The following is a 1249-nucleotide window of genomic DNA, read 5'->3' as shown; positions in this document are numbered from 1 at the left end:
TCCGTGGGCGGTGCGTCGCCGGGACTCGGCCCGGTGGCCGGAACCGCACCCGACGGCGTCGCCAGCGCACCCGCACCCCGCAGCACCTGGTTGAACGCGTGCCCAAGCGTCCACCCGAACCCCCCCATCATAACCCGCCGGCGGGTCCCCCCCCGGGTCCCCCCCCCCCCGCCTCTTGTTTACGCGGTGACCGGCGCTCGATCAGGCGCCGTGCGGTGTCACAGGTTCGAACCGCACACCGGCCAGGCGCCGGGGCCCTGGGTGGCGAGGACGTTCTCGGCGACGCGGATCTGCTCCTCGCGGCTGGCGTTGTGCGCCGAGCCGGTACCACCGTTGGCCTCCCAGGTGCTCTGGGAGAACTGCAGGCCGCCGTAGTAGCCGTTGCCGGTGTTGGTGGACCAGTCGCCGCCGCTCTCGCACTGGGCGACAGCGTCCCAGTTGCCCGAGTAGGCCGAAGCGGTGGCAGTGGAAAGACCGAACGGTACGGCAACGAGTGCCCCGGCGATAGCGGTCATGCCGAGGGCGCGAGTGCTGAACTTTCGGGTCTTGGTCATATGCGAATCCCTCCCTGTGCCCACCGGCAGCGCGTTGGAAGCTGCGTGCCCCTGTCCCCAGGTGTTGTGTCGGGGTTTGTTCCGAACCGTGGGACAGGGTTGCCGGTGTTCTCCGGTTCGGCCGGCCCGTCCCGGTCTGGTCGGGGCCTGGGAACGACCGTAACGAAGAAATCTCCGCAGATCACGTATCGATAACTATCAATATGTGTATTGGCGAGATCCGGGAATATGTGGAAAACTGCTGGTCATAATCCGAATTTTCGCTACCCAACAGGTCACGTGATAACACGGAAATGTGACGGGGATCACCAAAAAATCGTAATCCGTGTCACGCGTATCGCGTTCGAGACCCTTGGCAATCGATCCGCTAACGCTCATTGGGTCGGAGTGCGCAGAACGGCAACGGTTCGATCGATGGCTTTCGCACCGGCGTGTGTTTCGAGGCGCCGATCGGGTGGTCGGTGAACTCCGAAAGTGCGGCTGACCTGGTGATTTGTCATACCGGAGAAGTCGTGTGTAATGTTGTGTTCACCCAACGCGGGGTGGAGCAGCTCGGTAGCTCGCTGGGCTCATAACCCAGAGGTCGCAGGTTCAAATCCTGTCCCCGCTACTACCGGGAAGGCCCCGGAGAGGATCTCCTCTCCGGGGCCTTATCTTGTGTTCAGGGCGTGTCGCCCGGATGTTCTGGCCTGACG

General features: G+C 64.0%; 1 tRNA gene and 1 pseudogene. One reads left to right on the top strand and one right to left on the bottom strand.

What is annotated here, in order from left to right:
* Positions 1 to 221: 221 nt before the first annotated feature.
* Positions 222 to 554, bottom strand: a pseudogene (locus QH196_RS00075) (transglycosylase family protein); the annotation flags it as partial.
* A 536-nt stretch (positions 555 to 1090) separates the two neighbouring features.
* Here QH196_RS00075 and QH196_RS00070 point away from each other — a divergent pair.
* A tRNA-Met gene (locus QH196_RS00070) sits at positions 1091 to 1164 on the top strand.
* The last annotated feature ends 85 nt before the right edge of the window (positions 1165 to 1249 follow it).

It is taken from the genome of Nocardia carnea, assembly GCF_029868325.1.
Taxonomy (GTDB): Bacteria; Actinomycetota; Actinomycetes; order Mycobacteriales; family Mycobacteriaceae; genus Nocardia; species Nocardia carnea_C.
This window is presented reverse-complemented; position numbering and strand designations above follow the sequence as displayed.